Genomic DNA, 17510 nt, shown 5'->3' on the forward strand with positions numbered 1-17510 from the left:
AGCGTCCTGCTGTGTTGTGAGTCCAAAGACTAGATGCGCTGAGCCTGGGCCCGCCTCCTTGAGCGTGTCCAAAGGTGTCAGTGATGCAGTTGTGGAGCATCGGCCCACTAACCTTGATAGCCTGTGCGCACTTTTCTGGCTGCACAGCATTGCTACGGCGCTGATTGGCGCCACTTCTTCGGAGACTCCGCGTGAAACAACAAAAAGGCTTCACCCTGATCGAACTGATGATCGTCGTTGCGATTATTGGTCTGATCGCTTCGTTTGCATTTCCGGCTTACAACGACCACGTCATGAAGACCCGTTTTGCCGAGGTGAACGCAATCGGCAACACCTACAAGACAGCTGTTGCCCTGTGCTTCAGCCAGAGCAATGACCTGGCGGTCTGCGATGCAGGCACCAACGGCATTCCTGCCCCGGCCGAAGCCACTGACAACCTGGCGGCGGGCATGACGGTGATAGATGGCGTGATTACCATGGCCGGCACTCAGGCCGCCGGTGGTTGGGTCAGCGTGCTGGTCCCCACGTTGAGCGGTTCGGGCGCAACTCTGACCTGGACACAAAACGGCACCTGCCTGGCCAGCGGTGCCTGTCAGTAAAATGCGTTGTGTGAGCTTTCCTGCGGTGCCCATTTAACGGGCACCGCAGGTGTAGCCCGGTCAGTTTGGCGGGCATTGTGCTGTGCAATCGCGGACCAAGACCGGTTTGACCAACGGCCCACATTGACGTCCGAAAATGGCGAGAACCGGTAAAGTTGCGGTGCTATTGTGCGGCTTATGAACTCAGATAACTGCCTGTCCACGCCCAGTATCGCCGCCTGCGAAATCGCTCGCTTGAGCCGCGATGCGCGTTTTGACGGGGTGTTTTTTACGGCGGTGCTCAGTACCCGGATCTACTGCCGCCCCGTGTGCCCGGCACGAGCCCCAAAAGCGCAAAATGTGGTGTATTACCCCAGCGCCGCAGCGGCTCAAGCTCAGGGCTTTCGCCCTTGCCTGCGCTGTCGGCCGGAGTTGGCGCCGGGCAATCAGCTTTGGTTGCAGGGGGAGCATCTGGTGGCGCGAGCGCTCAAGCTAATTAATGAAGGTTATCTGGCGGATCATTCGCTGGAGGCGCTGGCGGAACGCATGAACGTGGGGAGCAGGCAATTGCGTCGCTTGTTTGTTCAGCACTTGGGGGCGCCACCGATGGCGGTGCATTCCACTCAGCGCCTGTTATTTGCCAAGCAATTGTTGACCGAAACCGACCTGTCGATCACCGAAGTGGCCATGGCTTCCGGCTTTGGCAGTCTGCGCCGTTTCAATGCGGCCTTTGCCGAGGCCAATCATGCCGAGCCCAGGGCCTTCAGGCGCAGCCCAAAGGCTCGTGCGGACAAGGCTCTGGTACTGCGACTGGGTTATCGCCCGCCTTATGACTTCACAGCCCTGCTGGGTTTTTTACAGAGTCGGGCCTTGCCCGGTATTGAGCGAGTCGACGGGCGCAGTTACCAGCGGGTTTTTGGCACGGCGGATGCGCCAGGCTGGCTGCGGATCAGCCAATGGCCGGGGGAGCAGCATGCGCTGCAACTGGAACTGCGCAACGTGGAGCCAAGCCAGATGCTGGGCGTGGTCACGCGGATTCGACGGATGTTCGACCTGGATGCCGACCCTCTCGCCATCGCCCGCACGTTAAGCTTCAGCCCGCTGCTGGCGCCGGTTATCGAACGGTATCCGGGCCTGCGATTGCCCGGTGGCTGGGACGGATTTGAAGTGGCCGTACGGGCCGTGCTGGGGCAGCAAGTCAGTGTGGCCGCTGCGCGAACCCTTGCCAGTCGTATCGTGCAGCGCTACGGAATTGCCATTGAAGCGGGTGCCGGTTCTGGCCTGGATCGACTGTTTCCGGGACCGCAGCAATTGGTAGATGCCGACCTTGGGCAACTGGGCATTACCCAGGCACGTATCAATACGATCAAGGGGATTGCGGGTGCGCTTATCGATGGCCGCGTCGATTTTGCCGTGGAGCAACCGTTAGAGCGCTTTATCAGCCGCTGGGTGCAACTGCCCGGCATTGGTGAATGGACCGCCCACTACATCGCCATGCGCGTGCTCAAACACCCCGATGCGTTTCCCGCTGCAGACTTGATTCTGCGCCGCGAAGCCAACCCCGGCGGCAGTGCGTTAAGTACCAGGGCGCTGCAGGCACTGGCCGAAAGCTGGCGCCCATGGCGGGCCTATTCAGTGATGTATTTATGGCGCGCAGCCACCGACTCGGCGTCTGCACGAAAGGTATGAACATGACAACTGTGTACTACGAAAAAATGCCATCACCCATTGGCCCGCTGTTTTTGGTCGCCGATGATGAAGGGCTGCGAGAAGTGCGTTTCGAACTGGAGCGCCGGCCGCATACGCCGTTGGACGGTTGGGTGCATTCGCCCGGCAAACTCGCTGAAGTCCGACGTCAATTGGAAGAGTACTTTGCGGGTGAGCGCCTGACATTCGACTTGTTGCTCAAGCCCCTGGGCACTGAGTTCCAGCAGTCGGTATGGCAAGCGCTGACCACCATTCCCTACGCGGTGACCACCAGTTACGGGCAGCTATCGCAGCAAATCGATCGGCCCAAGGCGTCTCGGGCGGTAGGGGCCGCGAATGGGTGTAATCCGATTCCGATCATCATCCCGTGCCATCGCGTGATTGGCAGCAACGGAACACTGACCGGTTTCGCCGGCGGGCTGGCGGCCAAGCAATGGCTACTGGCGCATGAGCTGAAGTGCCAGGGCTTTGCGCTGTCTTGATCAACCAGCAACAACCTGTGGGAGCAGGGCTGTTCAGAGGCTCAAGCGCATCGACAAATCCACTGCTTTGACATCCTTGGTCATGGCACCAATCGAGATGTAGTCCACGCCAGTTTCGGCAATCGGGCGCAAGGTTGTCTCGTTGATGCCGCCGCTGGCTTCCAGTTTGGCTTTGCCCGCGTTCAGGCGCACCGCTTCACGCATATCGTCCATGCTCAATTCGTCGAGCATGATGATGTCAGCGCCTGCTGCCAGAGCCTCCTTGAGTTCCTCCAGGCTTTCGACTTCTATCTCTACCGGCTTGCCTGGTGCGATTTTGTGCGCAGCGCTGATGGCCTGGGCAATGCCGCCGCAAGCAGCGATATGGTTTTCCTTGATCAAAAATGCGTCGTACAGACCGATACGGTGATTGTGGCAACCGCCGCAGGTCACTGCGTATTTTTGCGCCAGACGCAGGCCCGGCAGGGTTTTTCGGGTGTCCAGCAACTTGACCTGGGTGTCGGCCACTTGATCGGCCAGGTATTGCGCGTGGGTAGCCACGCCCGACAGCAATTGCAGAAAGTTCAGTGCACTGCGTTCACCGCTGAGCAGTGAGCGGGCAGGGCCTTCAAGGTGGAACAGCACTTGGTTGGGGCTCACACGCTCGCCATCGGCGACTTGCCAATGCACGGCAACTCGGGGGTCAAGCTGGCGAAAGACAGTGTCGACCCAGGCGGTACCGCTGATGACCGCTGTTTCACGGGTGATAATCGTGGCTTTGGCCAAGCGTTCGGCCGGGATCAGCCGTGCAGTGATATCGCCGCTGCCAATGTCTTCGGCTAACGCACGACGCACGTTGGCTTCGATTTCGGCAGTGAGGTCGGCCAGGCGTAAATTCGGCATAACGAGCTCCACAAACAAAGTGCGCCGATTATAGGGCCATGCCGCTGGCGAACCCAAGGTGTGCGCAGAGTCACAAGCAAATGCCTGCAATGTGCTTCTTTCGGCACTTTGAACATTAATACTCACCCTTGGTCATTCAAATGCAGAGTCCACTGGTACAAGCGCCTTCTTTTGCAAGATAATCCGCCTTTGGATTGGCGCCATAGGTTTGACGTATAGCCATTGCCTTAATTTCGATACACCGGCCAGTGCATGCGCCACTGCCGGCTTCTGTTTGTGAGCGTTAAAAATGGCTCTGACCACGAGCGTTCACTGGCAAGCGAAGAGACCCTTCAGGGAGGCCAGGATGCTAAATGACGGGAAAGTGGGGCCTGTGCACAGGACCGCCACTGAGTTGGCGATGCATTCGCCACTTGCCCGCCTGCCTGTGATCCTGCTGCAGGTTCATGACAAAGCCGCTCAGCAGCTCAGGATCGAATTGCAGGCGCTGTTCGACAATGCCGATGAAACCTTGTTTGAAATGGCCGACAAGGCTCAAAGCGATACCGAGCAGAGCCTGTTTTTTGAAGCCATGCGCGATGTGCGGCTCAAGCGCAAACACATTGAACGCGGCTTTCTTGAGCACCTGTTTGATGCCTTTGTCAGTCTGACCCGGCCCGATGTCAGTGAGCCCACGCTACAGGCTGGCGCCCCGGCACAGGCTACGTTCTCACTGCTGGCCAATGACCTTGAGCGGGCTCAAGTGACCAGTGCAATGGTGACGCGGGTATTGAACCGCAACCAGTTGGCCCTGTGCCAGTTGAGCACTCGTCTCAATACCCTGAGTTGCATCCCCCTGGATGAGCAGAACAACCCCCTGGGCCCGGCCCGGCTGTGCGAGTACTTTTTGCAGGCCGAGCGGGATCAGGGCGTGGACATCAAGGTCAAGCTCATCATGCTGCGCCTGTTCGAGAAGTACCTGCTCAGCAGGACCGAGCATTTGTACGCCGATACAAACCAGTTGTTGATCGCCACGGGTGTGTTACCCGACCTATCGGAAAAGACCTCGTGCTGCGCAGTGAAAGCCGGTGCCCTTGCGCAGGAATTACCCGATACCGGTGAAAATGCGAGCTACCTGGTAGGGCTGTTATTCGATTACATCCGCGATGACCGGAACCTGTCACCTGCGTTGAGAAAGCTGCTGGGACTGTTGCGCGAACCGGTGCTGCAGATCGCCCAGAGCGATCAGAATTTTTTCAGTTGTGACAGCCACCCGGCCCGTCGCTTGCTCAATGTGATCGCTGGCGCCGCCATTGGCTGTGGCGAGAGTGCCGATCACTGCAACGACCTGCTGTATCGCAAAATCGAGCACGTGGTACTGCAACTGGTGCGGTATGCGGGCAATAACCCGGCGCTGCTAGAATCGTTGCTGCATGACTTTTTGATGTTTACCCGCGGCGAATACAGCCGCAGTGAGTTGCTTGAGCAGCGCACCCGTGATGCGGCGCAGGCTCGCAGTTGCCCCACGTTTGAACCCGAGCCGCAGATATTGCCCTTGCCCGTTCTTGATGAGCAGGGCCACCTTGGGTTGTTGCTGGTCAGCCAGTTGCGTATCGGCACCTGGATCGAACTCCAGGAAGACGACAACACATCCCTGCGTTGCAAGCTGATTACGATCCTGGAGCCCGGCGGCACGCATGTTTTTGTCAATCGCATCGGGGCCAAGGTGCTGGAAAGAAACCGCACCGATCTGATCGTCCAGCTGCGCAATGGGACTGTTTTGCCGCTCGACGACCGCTTATTGATTGACCGGGCGCTGGAGTCGGTAATAGACAGTCTGCGTCAGTCCAGCCCGGAGTAGACGGGTAGTACGCAGATTGCTCCCCATCGGCGCGCTCATCGCGGCATACTGGGCCTTTCGTTTTGCCTGTTGAAGGAGCCTGTATGCAATTGGACCCCGCGAGCGGCTGGTTTCAAGGTGTGCGCCATTGTCCGTCCCCCAACTTCAATGCGCGCCCTAGTGACGAAATCTCCCTGCTGGTTATCCACAACATCAGCTTGCCCCCCGGGCAGTTCGCCACCGGCAAGGTTCAGGAATTCTTCCAGAACCGACTGGACGTCACAGAACACCCTTACTTTGAAGGCATTGCGGACTTGAAAGTGAGTGCGCATTTCCTGATCGAGCGGGATGGCACTGTGACCCAGTTTGTCTCCTGCCTTGATCGTGCATGGCATGCGGGGGTTTCGAGCTTTGAAGGGCGAGAGACCTGCAATGACTTTTCCCTGGGCATTGAACTTGAGGGCACCGATGAGCTGCCCTTCACGGATGCGCAGTATCAGGCGTTGACAGCCTTGTGCCGGCAATTGCAGGCGGCTTTTCCCGATATCACCTCCCACAGGATATGTGGTCATAGCGACGTTGCACCGGGGCGCAAGACGGATCCGGGGCCGGCTTTTGATTGGATGCGCTTTCGCAGCGCGTTGCAGCACACAGGAGAGAAGCAATGAGTTTTGTGGTGTTACTGCTGGCGATTCTGGTCGAGAAGTTCTCGGGTTTGCGTCAGCGCCTGCAATGTGACGGTGGCTGGCTGCGCGAGTTGCACAAGCTCGAAGCCAGCCCCGGCCTTGGCAATAAACCCTGGTGGGTGTTGTTCATCCTGATTGCATTGCCTGCAGCCGTATTGGGCCTGCTCCTGGTGGTGTTGCACCCTGTGGCTTATGGCCTGTTGGCGCTGCCGATCCACCTGCTGGTGGTGATTTACAGCCTGGGGCGCGGCGACTTGCTGGGCGGGCTCGGGCCGTTTCGCGACGCCTGGCGGCGTGGCGACTTGCAGGCGGCTGCCCATGTTGCCGAGCGTGATCTGGGCGTCAGTGCCGACAGCGGCGAGCAATTGCTGGAGAAGGTGCAGGGGCATTTGTTGTGGCAGGCCTACCAGAGCTTTTTTGCGGTGATTTTCTGGTATTTCCTGCTGGGGCCTGTGGTGGTCTTGAGCTATCGCTTGCTGGCCCTGGCGGCAGAGCACAGCCAGAATCCGGCACTGGTCGAACGTGCCGGGCAGTTGCGTCATGCCTTTGACTGGTTGCCGGTGCGGCTGCTGGCCGCGAGTTTTGCGCTGGTAGGCAACTTCGCAGCGGTCAGTAGAGTGATGCTGCATGAGCTGCTGAGTTGGGACATCAGCGCCGCGCAACTGATCAACAAGGCTGGCTGTGCCGCTGCCGAAATCCCCGCGCCACAGGCCGGGCCTGAAGGTGTGGGCAGTCTCGACACCCTCTGGGCCTTGTTGCTGCGCGCGGCGGTGTTTTGGTATGCGTGTTTTGCGGTGTGGGCGTTGCTGCTCTGACATCACACGGTCCCTGTTGATGCTCTGTAGCCGCTGACGAGCCGTGCGAGGCTGCGTTCGAGCGCGAAGCGGTCGCAAGCCCTGTAAGGGCGGTATGCCTGAATCACCGGGGGGCATGGTTTTGCGACTGCTGCGCAGCCGATCGCAGCCTCGCACGGCTCGTCAGCGACTACAGGTTTGGGACCAGCCAAAGACTTCACAGGCATTAGCCGTAGTGGCCTCGGCTAAACGCTCCGGGCTGATGCCCATCACCTCGGCCAGTGCCTGGCAAATATCGGGCAGGTACTCCGGGCTGTTGCGCTGGTTGGGGTGCATGGCAGGCGCCATGTCGGGGGCGTCGGTTTCCAGCACCAGGGCGTCCAGCGGCAAATCGGCGATCACTTTGCGCAGGCGCAAGGCCTGCGGCCAGGTGGCCGCGCCACCCAGACCCAGTTTGAATCCCAGCTTGATATATTCGCGGGCTTCTTCGCGACTGCCTGCAAATGCATGAACAATCCCGCCGCGCTTTAGCCGCAAGCGCTTCAGTGTCGCAATCACCTGAGCATGGCTGCGCCTGACGTGGAGCAGGGCGGGCAGTTGAAAGTCGGCGGCCAATTGCAGCTGCGCTTCAAACAGCGTTTGCTGGCCGTCACGGTCGAGCTCGGGAAGAAAGTAGTCCAGGCCGATTTCACCCACAGCACATAACTGCGGATGCCCCGCCAGGCGGCTCAGCCATTGCTCGAGCTCAATCACCTGCTCAGGACGATGATCGTTGAGGTACACCGGGTGCAAGCCAAAGGCGGCATACAGCTGGCTGTCGGTTTGCACCAGATCCCACAATCGCTGCCAATTGCTCTGATAGACCCCCAGCACCACCATTTTTTCAACACCCAACGCTCGACTGCGCGCCAGTAACTGCGGGCGGTCAGCGTCAAAGTCCGGGAAGTCGAGGTGGGTGTGGGTGTCGATCAACTGCATGCTCAGGCCTGATGGATGCGCTGTTTGAAATTACGTGCGATCGCATGAATACCGGGCACGTAGTTCTGCTCTTCAATGGCTGCCAGCGCCAGGTTCAGGGCTGTTTCGGCGATCAGTTTGTGTTGCTGGCCCATGGCATTGACGGGCAGCGGCAGGAAGTCCAGCAACTGTGTGTCACCAAAGGTGGCCAGGCGCAAGGGCGGCCGCTGGGTCGGGTGCTCCAGCAATGCGTCGAACATCCCCTGCAACAGCACGTATGAGGTCGTGATCAGCGCATCCGGGAAGTGCCCCTGACGCGCCAGCAATTCATCGATGATCCGGCGTCCACATTCGCGGCTGAAGGCCGCGCCGTGTTCAATCAGGACTTCGCCTTCAAACCCTTCGACAGCCTGCTTGAACCCGGCCTCACGGGCCTGGCTGACGCTCAGTTCAGGACGGGCGCCGATCAATACAATCTGTCGAGGCAATGGCTGTAACAGGCTGCGGGTCAATTGCAGGCTGGCTTCGCAGTCATCACTGATCACCGAACAAAAACGCTCCGGCTCCATCGTCCGGTCAATGGCAATGATCGGCATGCCCAGATCTTGCAACTGGCGGTAGCTGTCATCTTCTTCGGGCAAGCAACTGGCCACGAACAGGGCGTCGCAACGGCGGGCACGAAACAGCTTGAGCAACTGGCGCTCACTTTCCGGGGCATCGTCGGAGCTGGCGATCAGCAACTGATAGCCCCGGGCACGGGCGCCTTGTTCGAGTTGCTTGGCCAGGCGGGCATAACTCGGGTTTTCAAGGTCCGGGAGGATAAACCCCAAGGTGCGCGTGTGCCGGCTGCGCAGTCCGGCCGCTTGCGGGTTGGGGGTAAAGCCGTGTTCCTCGACCACAGCGCGTACGCGCTCGACCGTGCTGCTGCTGATGCGCTGCTGCTCGGCTTTTCCATTGATGACATAGCTGGCCGTGGTTACGGAAACACCTGCCAATTGAGCGATATCACTGAGCTTCACGCCGAAAATTCCTTATTTTTTGTAGTACATGTCGACATTTTGGCCAATCCTAACCGATAAAGGCAGCCGACCATCGTCTGCCCTTCGCGTCCTGCCTTTTTTGCAACATCCGCAGCGAGCACCCATCAATACGACAAGTTGGACTTCAAGCGCGAGCAATTATGCAGTAACGTGCCGGGTATTCTTGATTAAACGTTTCAGCAGACGTATTTAAAGGTGCTTATCCCGGTAGCGATGTGCTTGCCACACATCCGCAGACACAGCCCGTGATCAGCGACCTAAGCTGACTTAATTCAAAACAATACCGGGTGCCATAGAGCGCCGGAAAGGAGAACGCATGCTCGAGCTCACCATAGAGCAGATTTCCATGGGCCAGACGGCTGTGGACAAGTCTGCGGCGTTGCAATTACTCGCCGATAAACTGGTTGCCGATGGCTTGGTGGCTGAAGGTTATCTGAGCGGCTTGCAAGCGCGTGAGGCTCAAGGTTCGACCTTTTTGGGCCAGGGTATCGCCATCCCCCATGGCACGCCTGAAACCCGCGACCTGGTGTTCACCACGGGGGTGCGTTTACTGCAGTTCCCCGAGGGGGTGGATTGGGGCGATGGGCAAATGGTGTACCTGGCGATTGGTATTGCGGCCAAGTCCGACGAGCACCTGCGCTTGCTGCAACTGTTGACCCGGGCCCTGGGCGAGACCGATCTGGGCGAAGCCCTGCGTCGCGCGAGCTCTGCCGAAGCCTTGCTCAAATTGCTCCAGGGCGCTCCCCAGGAACTGGCGCTGGATGCCCAGATGATTGGCCTGGGTGTGTCCGCGGATGACTTCGAAGAGCTGGTATGGCGCGGCGCACGCCTGTTACGCCAGGCCGATTGCGTGAGCAATGGCTTTGCCGCCGTACTGCAACAAGTTGATGCGCTACCCCTGGGCGATGGCCTGTGGTGGCTGCACAGCGAGCAGACGGTCAAGCGTCCGGGTCTGGCGTTTGTAACGCCGGACAAACCGATGCGCTACCTGGGCCAGCCGCTGAGCGGTCTGTTTTGCCTGGCCAGCCTGGGCGAAGCCCATCAGGCATTGCTGGAGCGCCTGTGCGCGTTGCTGATTGCCGGTCGCGGTCACGAATTGGGCCGGGCCACCAGCCGTCGTGCGGTGCTCGAAGTGCTGGGCGCAGAGTCGCCGGCTGACTGGCCGAGCGCCCGTATTACCTTGGCTAACGCCCACGGTTTGCATGCACGTCCGGCCAAGGTTCTCGCGCAACTGGCGAAAAGCTTTGAAGGTGAAATCCGCGTCAGGATCGTTGACGGGCAGGACTCGGCAGTTTCAGCCAAGAGCCTGAGCAAGTTGCTCAGCCTCGGTGCCCGTCGCGGCCAGGTGCTGGAGTTTGTTGCCGAGCCGAGCATTGCCAATGACGCATTGCCCGCGCTGTTGGCGGCTGTCGAAGGCGGTCTGGGCGAAGAAGTCGAGCCGCTGCCGATCCTGGTCGAAGCAGCCCCGAGCGTGGCCGAAATTGCCACGCTGATCACCGCTCCGGTTGCCGGTAGCGTGGTGCAGGCCATCGCCGCCTCGCCCGGCATTGCCATTGGCCCGGCCCATATTCAAGTGTTGCAAACCTTCGACTACCCGTTGCGTGGCGAGTCGTCAGCGGTTGAGCGCGAGCGCCTGCAAAAAGCCTTGAACGAAGTGCGTCAGGACATTGAAGGCCTGATTTCGCGCAGTCAGTCCAAGGCCATTCGCGAAATTTTCATCACTCACCAGGAAATGCTCGACGACCCGGAACTGACAGACGAAGTCGATTCGCGCCTCAAGCAGGGCGAAAGTGCCGAAGCGGCCTGGATGTCCGTGATCGAAGCCGCTGCACACCAGCAAGAGTCCTTGCAGGATGCACTGCTGGCTGAGCGGGCGGCCGATCTGCGGGATATCGGTCGCCGCGTCCTGGCCCAGTTGTGTGGCGTGCAAACCCCGGCCGAACCTGACCAGCCCTATGTGCTGGTGATGGATGAAGTGGGCCCGTCGGACGTGGCGCGTCTTGATCCGGCACGGGTAGCGGGTATTTTGACCGCCCGCGGTGGAGCGACTGCGCACAGCGCCATTGTCGCTCGTGCACTGGGTATTCCGGCGCTGGTGGGGGCAGGCGAAGCCGTGTTGTTACTGGCGCCGGGCACTCAGCTGTTAATCGATGGCCAGCGCGGTCGCTTGCACGTTTCACCGGATGCCGACGCCTTGCAGCGTGCCACCCAGGAGCGCGACAGCCGCGAACAGCGCTTGCTGGCCGCTTTTGCTCAGCGCCACGAACTGGCCGTGACCCAGGATGGCCACCCGGTTGAAGTGTTTGCCAATATCGGCGAAAGCAAAGGCGTCGCCAGTGCAGTGGAGCAGGGCGCCGAGGGCATTGGCCTGTTGCGCACCGAGCTGATTTTCATGGCCCACTCCCAGGCGCCGGATGAGGCCACTCAGGAAGCTGAGTACCGCCGCGTGCTGGATGGCCTGGACGGGCGGCCCCTGGTGGTTCGTACTTTGGACGTGGGTGGCGACAAGCCGCTGCCGTACTGGCCGATCGAGAAAGAAGAAAACCCGTTTCTGGGTGTTCGCGGTATTCGCCTTACCCTGCAACGTCCGCACGTCATGGAAAGCCAGTTGCGCGCTTTGCTGCGCTCGGCAGACAACCGCCCGCTGCGCATCATGTTTCCGATGGTGGGCAGCGTGGCCGAATGGCGGGCTGCTCGCGACATGACCGAACGTCTGCGGCTGGAAATTCCGGTGGCCGATTTGCAACTGGGGATCATGATCGAAGTGCCGTCCGCCGCCTTGCTGGCACCTGTGCTGGCCAAGGAAGTGGATTTTTTCAGCGTCGGCACCAACGACCTGACCCAGTACACCCTGGCCATTGACCGTGGTCACCCGACCCTGTCGGCTCAGGCCGACGGCCTGCATCCGGCGGTGCTGCAACTGATCGACATCACCGTCCGTGCCGCCCATGCCCACGGCAAATGGGTTGGCGTGTGCGGCGAACTGGCCGCTGATCCGCTGGCGGTGCCTGTACTGGTTGGCCTGGGCGTGGATGAGCTGAGCGTTTCGGCGCGCAGCATCCCTGAAGTCAAGGCGCGGGTGCGCGAGTTGAGCATGGATCGCCTCAAAACCCTGGCCGCCCAGGCCTTGAGTGTTGGCAGTCCGGATGAAGTTCGTGCATTGGTGGAGGCGCTCTAATGGCCAGCATTCTGACCATCACCCTCAACCCGGCACTGGACTTGACCGTGCGCCTGGGGCATCTGGCGCCGGGCGAGGTCAATCGCAGCCCGATGATGCTGGCCCATGCCGCGGGCAAGGGCATCAACGTCGCGCAAGTGCTGGCGGACCTGGGCCACACACTGACGGTGAGCGGCTTTTTGGGCGAAGACAATGCGCAAGCATTCGATGCGTTGTTCAAGCGCCGTGGCTTTGTCGACGGGTTTGTCCGCGTGCCCGGTGAAACCCGCAGCAATATCAAACTCGCCGAAGACGATGGTCGCGTGACCGACCTGAACGGGCTTGGGCCGCAGGTCAGCCCGCAGGCGCAGCAAGCTTTGCTCGACATACTCGATCGAATTGCACCCGACCATGATGCAGTGGTGGTGGCCGGCAGCTTGCCCCAGGGCGTGAGCCCGCAGTGGCTGCATGATCTGGTGCTGCGCTTGAAGGCGCTTGGTTTGAACGTGATTCTGGACACCAGTGGCCAGGCCTTGAAAGAAGCCTTGGCAGCGGGCCCCTGGTTGATCAAGCCCAATACCGAAGAACTCAGTGATGCCTTGGGCAGCGATATCAGCAGCCTTGAGGCCCAGATCGAAGCGGCCACTCGTTTGCAGGCGCTGGGTATTGAGCACGTGGTTATTTCCCACGGTGCTGAGGGTGTGAACTGGTTCAGCCACGCCGAGGCTTTGCAGGCATTGCCGCCCAAGGTCAGCGTAGCCAGTACGGTGGGGGCAGGCGACTCGTTGCTCGCGGGCATGGTCCACGGTTTGCTCAGCGGGCACAGCCCCGAACAGACCTTGCGAACCGCCACGGCCATTGCGGCGATGGCAGTCACTCAAATCGGTTTTGGTATCAGCGATGCGGCGCACCTGGCGACGCTCGAAAGCGGCGTTCGCGTTCGCCCCCTGACAAAAGAATAAGAGGGATACACATGAAATTAGCCATTGTGACGGGCTGCCCCAACGGCATGGTGACCAGCGTGCTATGTGCCCGTTTGCTCGATGCGGCCGCGCAGCGCCAGGGCTGGAGTACCAGCGTTGAAGTGCATGATCCCAAGCACCCGGAGCGCCAATTGTCGGCGGCCACCCTCGACGAAGCCGAGTGGGTTTTGCTGGTCAGCAGTACACCGCTGGACATGCAGCGTTTTATTGGTAAACGGGTATTTCAAAGCACCCCGGCCCAGGCCCTTCAGGATGTAGAGGCCGTGTTGCTGCGCGGGATCAAAGAGGCGCAAATCTACACGTCGCCTGCGCCATCCTCGGCCCCTGTCGAGAGCGAGAAACGCGCACCTAAAATCGTCGCCGTCACGGCATGCCCGACCGGTGTTGCCCACACCTTCATGGCGGCCGAAGCCTTGCAGCAGGCGGCCAAGCGATTGGGTTACGAACTGCAGGTCGAAACCCAAGGCTCGGTCGGTGCGCGCAATCCGTTGAGCGCCGAGGCCATCCGGGACGCCGATGTGGTGCTGTTGGCGGCAGATATCGAAGTGCCTGCCGAGCGCTTTGCCGGCAAAAAGATTTACCGCTGCGGCACCGGCATTGCCCTCAAACAAGCCGAAGCCACCCTGAACAAGGCATTGGCCGAAGGCCAGCAAGAGAGCGCCGCGACGGGCGGCTCAGCACCGGCCAAGCAAGAAAAAACCGGGGTCTACAAACATTTGCTGACCGGCGTGTCCTTCATGCTGCCGATGGTGGTGGCGGGCGGTTTGCTGATCGCGTTGTCCTTCGTGTTTGGCATCTCTGCCTATAAAGAGCCCGGCACGCTGGCGGCAGCCCTGATGCAAATCGGTGGTGACGCTGCGTTCAAACTGATGGTGCCGCTGCTGGCGGGTTACATCGCCTACTCGATTGCCGACCGTCCGGGCCTGGCGCCGGGGATGATTGGCGGTCTGTTGGCGAGCACGCTGGGTGCCGGGTTTATCGGCGGGATCATTGCCGGGTTTATCGCGGGCTATTGTGCCAAGGCGATCAATCGCTATCTGCAATTGCCGCAAAGCCTGGAAGCCTTGAAGCCGATTCTGATCATCCCGTTGTTCGCCAGCCTGTTTACCGGCCTGGTGATGATCTACGTGGTGGGCAAGCCGGTTGCCGGGATGCTCGAGGGCCTCACCCACTTCCTCGACAGCATGGGTACCACCAACGCCATTCTGTTGGGTGTGTTGCTGGGCGGGATGATGTGTGTCGACCTTGGCGGGCCTATCAACAAGGCGGCGTATGCGTTTTCGGTCGGGCTGCTGGCTTCCCAGAGTTATGCACCGATGGCGGCCACGATGGCGGCGGGCATGGTGCCGCCGATCGGGCTGGGCATTGCGACCTTCCTGGCGCGACGCAAGTTCGCTCAAACCGAGCGTGAGGCGGGCAAAGCGGCACTGGTGCTGGGGCTGTGCTTTATTTCTGAAGGTGCGATCCCGTTTGCCGCCAAAGACCCGCTGCGGGTTATCCCGGCGAGCATCCTGGGTGGCGCGTTGACGGGCGCATTGTCGATGTACTTCGGCTGCAAGCTGATGGCACCGCACGGCGGCTTGTTCGTGCTGCTGATCCCGAATGCGATCAACCATGCGCTGCTGTACTTGCTGGCGATTGTGGCGGGCAGCCTGTTGACTGCGGTGGTGTATGCAGTGATCAAGCGGCCGGAGCCGGTGGAAATGGCGCTGGAGACAGCCAAGGCGTAGTCGCCTGGTAGCCAATACCTTGTGGGAGCGGGCTTGCTCGCGATGGACTTGATGCAGTTGATCTGATTCACCGCATTGAGCCTTTCGCGAGCAAGCCCGCTCCCACAGGAGTCGGGCTAGTAACCCGAGAGAAAACCTCTAGTACACATCGCGGCGATAGCGCCCCTGCTCGATCAGCAACTCCACCGCTTCAGCCCCCAGCATGTCGATCAGTGCCTGGTCCACACCCGCGGCCATCCCCTGCAAACTGCCGCAGATATAAATAGCGGCACCGTCTGCCAGCCATTGACGCACTTCATCACCCGACTCACGCAAGCGATCCTGCACGTAGACCTTCTGTGCCTGATCCCGCGAAAATGCCAGATCCAGGCGTGCCAGATCACCGCTGGCCAGCCAGCCTTGCAGCTCATCGCGGCAATAAAAGTCGTGCTCGGCGTTACGCTCGCCAAAGAACAACCAATTGCGCTGCTGTCCTTGGGCGATCCGTGCCTTGAGCAAGCTGCGCAGCCCTGCCAGACCGGTGCCATTACCGAGCAGAATCAGCGGCACGGGTTCGGCGGGCAGATGAAAGCCGCTGTTGCGCCGCACACGCAGGCTGATCGCCGAGCCGATGGCGGCATGTTCCGTCAGCCAGCCCGAACCAATCCCCAGACTGCCATCGGCATGCCGCTCCTGACGCACGATCAATTGCAATGACCCATCCTCGGGGATCGAGGCAATGGAGTATTCGCGCATGTTCAGCGGGACTAATGCGTCGACCAGCGCCTGGGCGTGCATGCCCACCAGGTGAGCGCGATTGTCCGGCAGTTGGCGGCCGCCCAGTGCCTGGGCCAGGGTTTCTTGCAGGCCATCGAGTTGCACTGGGGAGTTGGCCGAAAGGCCCAGGCCGTCAAGGAAGTGCTCGACGGCCCACGTGGACTGCCTTGGCATGACTTCTACCAAATCACCGGCCTGCCAGGAGGCGTTCCCATCGGGTGGGGTGAGCGCCAACAGATAAACCCCCGAACCGCTGCTGCCGGGGTTGAGCAGTTCACGCTGATCAAGGCTCCAGTTGTTGTAGCTCGGTGCCTGCCAGTTGGCGCTCGGCGCGCCGCCGGTGAGCTGGCTGAGCTGTTGCTGCCACTGATGAAGCGCTTCGGCATCACCGCTGTCGACCTGCACCGGGCTAAACAGCGCTTGGGCCCCACGCTCGCTCAGCCATTGCTGGACCCGGGTGGCAAAACCACAAAAGTGCGGGTATTGACGGTCGCCCAGCGCGAGCACGGAATACTTGAGCGTGTTCAGCCCCAGAGGCTGGCCGAGGATTTTGCGTTCAAAACCACGGGCGCTGTCGGGCGCTTCCCCATCACCAAAGGTGCTGACCACAAACAGAGCGTTGCTCGCCTGTTGCAAGTCGTCTTCGTTGAGCGCCCCCAAGGGCTGAACCCGCACCGGCAGACCGGCCGCCTGCAGTTGTCCGGCAGTCTGCCAGGCCAATTGCTCGGCAAAGCCGCTTTGGCTGGCAAAGCCGATCAGCCATGACGGCGCATCGTTGCTGACCGCGGCAAACCCCTTGCGTGCCTGTTTGATCTGACGTTTTTTACGGCGACGGTCCAGGTACAACAACCAGCCGGTAATAAAGAACAGCGGCATGGTCAGGCTGGCGATGGTCACCAGGATTCGACCGGTCAGGCCCCAGTAGCTGCCCACATGGAGGGCGTAAATGCTGCTGAGCAATTGTGCCTTGTAGCTTTTGGCTTCAAAGCGATCGTGTTTTTTCACCGCGCCGGTGGCAGGGTCGAGCGTGATCTGGTTGAACGCACGCTCGTGGGGCGAGCTGTTGAGCAGGTAGAACACCGTGGCGGGTTGTCCTGCCACTGGCGGCATGCGCACGTTGTAGGTGCTCAGGTCCGGTCCCGCGGCTTTCTGGATACTGGCCCAGATGGCGTCGTAGTCGGCAACCGGAGCTGGCCCCGCAGGCCCTGGTTGGCCACGGCCGCCTTTGCGTTGCTCGCTGTTGGGGGTGTCGGAAAACAGCTTTTGCAGGCCCTTGTTGTACCATTCGTAAGACCATGACAAACCGGTCAGGGCCGCCAGCAGGTAAAAGATCATGCACCAGGTGCCTGCGACCGCGTGCAGGTCCCAGTTAAAGCTGCGACCTTTTTTCGCCCAGTCCAGCGTCAACCAGGCACGCCAGTTCAACGCTTTGCGCGGCCAGCGCAAGTACAGCCCCGACAGGCAGAAGAAAATCAGCATCAGGGTACAGGCGCCGGTGATCTGGCGACCGGTTTGGCCCATGGCCAGAAAACGGTGCAGTTGCAGCATCAGGTCGAAAAAGCCCTGGCCGTTGGCCTCACCCTGATAGGTACCGGTATAGGGGTCGACATAGCGCATCTGGCCACGCCGCTCGCCCGGTGGCGGGGTGAAGAAAATTCGCGCAGCAGTGCCGCTGTCCACGCCCACCCACAGCATTGAAACCTGTTTGCCTTCAGTGGCCTCGACCCTGCGCACCAGCTCGGCGGGTGGCAGCACGCCGCTGTCGAGTTTTTCGACCTTGAGTACCGAAGGGTTGAGCAAGTTCAGCAACTCGTCCTGGAACGACACCGTGGCGCCGGTTATCCCCATCAAGGCCAGAACCAGCCCTGCGGTGATCCCGAAAAACCAGTGCAGCTGAAAAAGTGTTTTCTTAAACACGACGACCGCCTTGCTTGCTCAA

At 60.5% G+C, this 17510-nt stretch carries 13 protein-coding genes; 9 read left to right on the forward strand and 4 right to left on the reverse strand.

The genetic code is table 11. From position 1 onward, the window contains the following. Nucleotides 1-191 precede the first annotated feature (191 nt). The 3 genes from VSQ83_RS03225 (at nt 192) to VSQ83_RS03235 (ending at nt 2767) form a co-directional block, all read left to right on the forward strand. On the forward strand, nt 192-599 hold the full coding sequence (locus tag VSQ83_RS03225; protein ID WP_133078568.1) for a pilin: 408 nt from the start codon (nt 192-194) through the stop codon (nt 597-599). Nucleotides 600-776: 177 nt separating this feature from the next. Beyond that, nucleotides 777-2267 carry an AlkA N-terminal domain-containing protein gene (locus VSQ83_RS03230; protein ID WP_326425264.1) on the forward strand — a complete coding sequence of 497 codons (1491 nt, stop codon included), beginning with the start codon at nt 777-779 and terminating at the stop codon, nt 2265-2267. Between the two features lie 2 nt (nt 2268-2269). Next, nucleotides 2270-2767, forward strand: coding sequence for a methylated-DNA--[protein]-cysteine S-methyltransferase (locus VSQ83_RS03235; protein WP_326425266.1), 498 nt, complete (start codon nt 2270-2272; stop codon nt 2765-2767). A gap of 33 nt (nt 2768-2800) precedes the next feature. On the opposite strand, the gene nadC is transcribed toward VSQ83_RS03235, so the two are convergent. Further along, nucleotides 2801-3649 (reverse strand): carboxylating nicotinate-nucleotide diphosphorylase, encoded by an 849-nt coding sequence (gene nadC / locus VSQ83_RS03240; RefSeq protein WP_133078565.1) that lies wholly within the window; start codon nt 3647-3649, stop codon nt 2801-2803. A gap of 400 nt (nt 3650-4049) precedes the next feature. Between nadC and VSQ83_RS03245 the strand changes: the two genes are divergently transcribed. The 3 genes from VSQ83_RS03245 to ampE all read left to right on the forward strand — a co-directional run bounded on the left by VSQ83_RS03245 (nt 4050) and on the right by ampE (nt 6969). Further along, nucleotides 4050-5489: a DUF1631 family protein gene (locus VSQ83_RS03245; protein ID WP_442800223.1), complete on the forward strand. Its 1440-nt coding sequence runs from the start codon at nt 4050-4052 to the stop codon at nt 5487-5489. A gap of 83 nt (nt 5490-5572) precedes the next feature. Continuing rightward, nucleotides 5573-6136 carry a 1,6-anhydro-N-acetylmuramyl-L-alanine amidase AmpD gene (ampD, locus tag VSQ83_RS03250; protein ID WP_326425271.1) on the forward strand — a complete coding sequence of 188 codons (564 nt, stop codon included), beginning with the start codon at nt 5573-5575 and terminating at the stop codon, nt 6134-6136. Then, entirely contained in the window at nt 6133-6969 is an 837-nt protein-coding gene (ampE, locus tag VSQ83_RS03255; RefSeq protein WP_326425273.1) for a regulatory signaling modulator protein AmpE, read from the forward strand. The genes ampD and ampE overlap by 4 nt, the downstream gene beginning before the upstream one ends. Nucleotides 6970-7131: 162 nt before the next feature. On the opposite strand, the gene VSQ83_RS03260 is transcribed toward ampE, so the two are convergent. Both VSQ83_RS03260 and cra read right to left on the reverse strand, forming a co-directional pair. After that, entirely contained in the window at nt 7132-7926 is a 795-nt protein-coding gene (locus VSQ83_RS03260; protein ID WP_326398509.1) for a TatD family hydrolase, read from the reverse strand. Between the two features lie 2 nt (nt 7927-7928). After that, nucleotides 7929-8924, reverse strand: coding sequence for a catabolite repressor/activator (cra, locus tag VSQ83_RS03265; protein WP_326398508.1), 996 nt, complete (start codon nt 8922-8924; stop codon nt 7929-7931). A 337-nt stretch (nt 8925-9261) separates the two neighbouring features. Between cra and ptsP the strand changes: the two genes are divergently transcribed. Genes ptsP through VSQ83_RS03280 form a run of 3 tightly spaced genes read left to right on the forward strand, consistent with a single transcriptional unit; the run spans nt 9262 to nt 14815 of the window. Next, nucleotides 9262-12123 carry a phosphoenolpyruvate--protein phosphotransferase gene (ptsP, locus tag VSQ83_RS03270; RefSeq protein WP_133078559.1) on the forward strand — a complete coding sequence of 954 codons (2862 nt, stop codon included), beginning with the start codon at nt 9262-9264 and terminating at the stop codon, nt 12121-12123. Then, nucleotides 12123-13064: a 1-phosphofructokinase gene (gene pfkB / locus VSQ83_RS03275; protein WP_326425276.1), complete on the forward strand. Its 942-nt coding sequence runs from the start codon at nt 12123-12125 to the stop codon at nt 13062-13064. Before ptsP ends, pfkB begins: the two co-directional genes overlap by 1 nt. 11 nt (nt 13065-13075) lie before the next feature. Continuing rightward, nucleotides 13076-14815 (forward strand): PTS fructose-like transporter subunit IIB, encoded by a 1740-nt coding sequence (locus VSQ83_RS03280; RefSeq protein WP_326398505.1) that lies wholly within the window; start codon nt 13076-13078, stop codon nt 14813-14815. A gap of 138 nt (nt 14816-14953) precedes the next feature. Here VSQ83_RS03280 and VSQ83_RS03285 read toward each other — a convergent pair whose 3' ends face one another. Further along, nucleotides 14954-17488: a PepSY domain-containing protein gene (locus tag VSQ83_RS03285; RefSeq protein ID WP_133078556.1), complete on the reverse strand. Its 2535-nt coding sequence runs from the start codon at nt 17486-17488 to the stop codon at nt 14954-14956. Nucleotides 17489-17510: the final 22 nt, after the last annotated feature.

It is taken from the genome of Pseudomonas sp. DSV-1 (assembly GCF_035830915.1).
GTDB lineage: Bacteria > Pseudomonadota > Gammaproteobacteria > Pseudomonadales > Pseudomonadaceae > Aquipseudomonas.